3 protein-coding genes and 1 pseudogene are annotated in these 3910 nt (G+C 33.6%); all 4 read left to right on the plus strand.

The features are described 5' to 3' along the window. Positions 1-138 (plus strand): annotated as a pseudogene (locus BPMYX0001_RS34380) (RICIN domain-containing protein); the annotation flags it as partial. A 195-nt stretch (positions 139-333) separates the two neighbouring features. After that, positions 334-474 carry a hypothetical protein gene (locus BPMYX0001_RS33510; RefSeq protein ID WP_167535695.1) on the plus strand — a complete coding sequence of 47 codons (141 nt, stop codon included), beginning with the start codon at positions 334-336 and terminating at the stop codon, positions 472-474. A 220-nt stretch (positions 475-694) separates the two neighbouring features. After that, positions 695-3166 (plus strand): M60 family metallopeptidase, encoded by a 2472-nt coding sequence (locus BPMYX0001_RS34385; RefSeq protein ID WP_006097558.1) that lies wholly within the window; start codon positions 695-697, stop codon positions 3164-3166. Positions 3167-3280: 114 nt separating this feature from the next. Next, positions 3281-3592 carry a heavy metal-binding domain-containing protein gene (locus BPMYX0001_RS28175; protein WP_006097559.1) on the plus strand — a complete coding sequence of 104 codons (312 nt, stop codon included), beginning with the start codon at positions 3281-3283 and terminating at the stop codon, positions 3590-3592. Positions 3593-3910: the final 318 nt, after the last annotated feature.

The following is a 3910-nucleotide window of genomic DNA, read 5'->3' on the forward strand; positions in this document are numbered from 1 at the left end:
TCTGGTAAAAACACAGGATTTACAGCATATCAACTGGTAACAAAATATACAGTAAAGAGAACAGACGGTTCAGTTGTTACAGATCCTTCGATTGTAAGAGACAGTAAGCAAACAATAGCAAGAACAATAGCTAAATAAATAAGAAATATATTGCGATATAGGTTAACAGTAAGTGGACAAGCAAAGCGAAGTGATGGAGCCCCCTCAAAAAATGAGGGGGTTTCCCTTGTTACAATTATTTGTTTACTTCAAATGATAAAATAAGTATTTTTATTCCTATTAAATATTTTCCCTGGCTATATTTAATAGGAATACATGTGGGGAGAGAAGAAGATGCAAAAAATTTTTTTAGCAAATTTAGTAGCCTTTGCAATACTAACGAGTATGTCTTTTGAACATAACGAGGTCGTAACGAATTCTAAAGAAGAAACTGAAGAGGTGGATTTAATGTCTATCTTTCCATTTGAGTATTAAAAAATTTGGGTCATGTGAATGATGTACTTACGTTAGATCTCATTTATGAATTATAGTAAAATACAGAACTATTTAGACATGTTGTTAAAATATTAAATTTATCAAACTAAAGGAAGGTTTGTGACACAAAATGAAACAAAATATCAAAAAAAGAAATAAGGAGATAGCAATAAAAGCCTTTATAGCTGTGAATGTACTTACTTTTCCCTTTATAGGAGAAATGACTTGGATAACAAAAGTTTCAGCTGAAACACAAGAAAAAACCGTAAAAAAACAAGTATCCACCAAGCATGTTTTTCAAGTTATGGGTAAAGGGAATGTAGATCAAATCAAAGATAAGGATAGACGTCAGTTTAGATTTAGTCCATATGAACCAACTGGGTTATATGCAAGTCCAAATGAAAAAATAACGATTCTTGTAGAAGGGACACAGAATATTCAAGCTTACATAGGGACATTCTCATACGATGCCGCTTGGAATCAAGATTCGTTAATAAAGTCGTTTACCTTAAAACCAGGGGAAAATACAATTGAATCTCCAAACGGTGGGATGATTTATTTCTATAATCCTCAACAAGGTGGTACAGTTCGAGCTGAAATAACAGCAGGAGGATCACCTACTCCGTTTTTTGAATTAGGTAAACATACGCAACAAGATTTAGTAAACATGCTAGATACATATCCTAATGCACATGCAGTTGAGTTAAAAGGAGAACGAGTACTCATCACTGCAAGTCCTGAAAGAGTAAAAAAATATTTAATAGGTTCTAATACAGACCCTGTACAACTCTTAAAAAAAATGGATGAATCTATTAGAATTCAAGATCGAGTTTCAGGGTTATCTGAGAAAGAAGCAGACAAGCATTATGTGCACTTCGTAGAGGATAATCATTCTAAAGATTATTATATGTATTCGTATTCTAGTAGAACAGCATATGTTGGAGATGCGATTCAACATGTATTAGATGTCAATGATTTTATCAAAGACGGATGGGGGCCTTGGCATGAAGCTGGTCATCAGAGGCAACAAACTCCTTGGACATGGGATGGATTAGGAGAGGTTACTGTAAACATTTACAGTATGTCTGTTCAACGGGCCTTTGGAAGTAAATCGAGATTAGAGAAGGGAACATATGAAAAAGCATTCAATTATTTAAATAAGCCTCAGTCAGAAAAAGACTACAATAAAATAGATGATCTTTTTGTGAAATTAGCAATGTTTTGGCAGCTAGACTTAGCATTTGGGGAAGAATTCTATCCTAAACTACATCAAGAGTATCGTTCGCTTTCTAAAGAAGAACTCCCTAAAAATAATGAAGAGAAAATACAAGGTTTTATTTACAATACATCCAAGGTGGCAAAACAAAATTTACTTCCATTCTTTGATAAATGGGGGCTTGTGGCTACACCGGAAACAAGACAAAAAGTAGAAGCATTAAATGATCCAATTATAACCGCGCCTATTTGGGAAGCCACCGATTCTAAACCTATTAAGGTGAAAGTCGAGGAACCAACAATTACAAACCAAGTAAGTGACACTGATGAAAAGGATAAAACAGATGTTACATTACAGAAGAAAAACGAAGACTTTATATATAATGTGAAGGTGACACTTCCGGCAGAGGTAGCTGGATATGAAGCGTTACGTATTTATGATGATATCGAAAATGTGATTGATATAGAGAAAGTAACGGTAGAAGATGAAAAAGGAACAGACATCAGTGGCTATGGTGAAATCAAAATAGATAAGGCAACAGGTAAAGTAGAATTTAATTTTGCGAAAGACAAGATTACAGAAGTAGCCGGAAACAATGTTTTCATGAAGGTTACAGGCAAACTGAAAGACGAAGTGGACCTCTCTAATTATGAAAAAAGAACCGTTTCAAATACAGCAAAAGTACAATGGAATGGTAAAGAAAAAGAAAGTAATAAAGTAACAGTGCAAGTTCCACTCCTCAAGTTAGGTGACCGAGTATGGGAAGATAGTAACCGAAATGGCATTCAAGATCAAGGTGAAAAAGGAATAGAGGGCGTTCGTGTTCTACTGCTAGATAAGGAAGGGAATGTATTAAAAGAAATAAAAACAGATAAAGAAGGAAACTACTTGTTTGATGGGTTAACAGAAAGCATATACCGTGTACAAGTAGAGGCACCGTCCGGTTATGTCTTTACACTAAAACAAAGTGGACAAGATGTAACGGTTGACTCTAATGTAAATGAGGCTGGGGTAACAGATGATATGGCTTTTTCAAATGACAATTTAACATTCGATTTAGGGATAACTAGAAATAATAACAATGGATCAAGTAACAATGAATCAAGTAGCAATGAATCAAGTAACAATGAATCAAGTAACAATGAACCAAGTAACAATGAATCAGGTAACAATGAACCAAGTAACAACGAACCAAGTAACAATGAATCAAGTAACAATGAACCAAGTAACAATGAATCAGGTAACAATGAACCAAGTAACAATGAACCAAGTAACAATGAATCAGATAACAACAAAACAAGTAATAAGTCTTCCAATACTGAAAATAAACCTATAGACCCCACGGTAAAGCAAATGACGAACAAAAATGGTGTATTACCAAATACGGGTTCTAAAATATCTATTTTAGGTTTAATTGGTGTTATATTATTATTGATAAGTGCTATTCTTTGGAAAAAATCTATTAAAAAGATATGAACTAATTTTGTGAAGTTTTACCAAGCTGGCAGTAATATTACTAGACACCTATAAGTTTTTAAAATGTAATTTCAATATAGGTAAACGATAAAAATATATAGGAGAGTGTCAATCATGATTGTAACAACAACTTCTGTTATTCAAGGAAAAGAAATTATTGAGTATATTGATATTGTAAACGGTGAGGCAATTATGGGTGCAAATATCGTACGCGATCTATTTGCTTCTGTTCGTGACGTTGTTGGTGGCCGTTCTGGTGCATATGAAAGTAAATTAAAAGAAGCACGTGATATTGCAATGGAAGAAATGCTAACTCTTGCGAAGGAAAAAGGAGCAAATGCAATTGTTGGTATTGATGTAGATTACGAAGTCGTACGTGACGGAATGTTAATGGTTGCTGTAAGCGGTACAGCAGTACGTGTATAACATATAAAAAAGAAGAGGAATTACTAAAGCACCTCGTTGAGAATCGAGGTGCTTTTATTTTTTTAGCTATGTCAAAAAGTACACCTTTAGCAACTACATGAACCCACAAAAAAGTAGCGTTCCAAAATATCAAAAATATATTTTATGAACGTTCAAAAATAATAAATACCTTTAGGTACATGTTTACTTTTTTCATAAAAAAACAAACTGTTTGTAAAGGTATACTTTTATAGACACGTATAAAACTATAAAAAAATACGTCTGTAAATGTTGTTTTCAAAATTTACAGACGTCTATATGGGGTCACTATACATGCCT

The sequence above is a fragment of the Bacillus pseudomycoides DSM 12442 genome (genome assembly GCF_000161455.1).
In the GTDB taxonomy this organism is placed as follows: Bacteria; Bacillota; Bacilli; order Bacillales; family Bacillaceae_G; genus Bacillus_A; species Bacillus_A pseudomycoides.

What these genes read in the sequence shown, in the direction of transcription:
- BPMYX0001_RS33510 (WP_167535695.1), top strand. Translation starts at nt 334, where the DNA reads ATGCAAAAAATTTTTTTAGCAAATTTAGTAGCCTTTGCAATACTAACG.
- BPMYX0001_RS34385 (WP_006097558.1), top strand. Translation starts at nt 695, where the DNA reads ATGACTTGGATAACAAAAGTTTCAGCTGAAACACAAGAAAAAACCGTA.
- BPMYX0001_RS28175 (WP_006097559.1), top strand. Translation starts at nt 3,281, where the DNA reads ATGATTGTAACAACAACTTCTGTTATTCAAGGAAAAGAAATTATTGAG.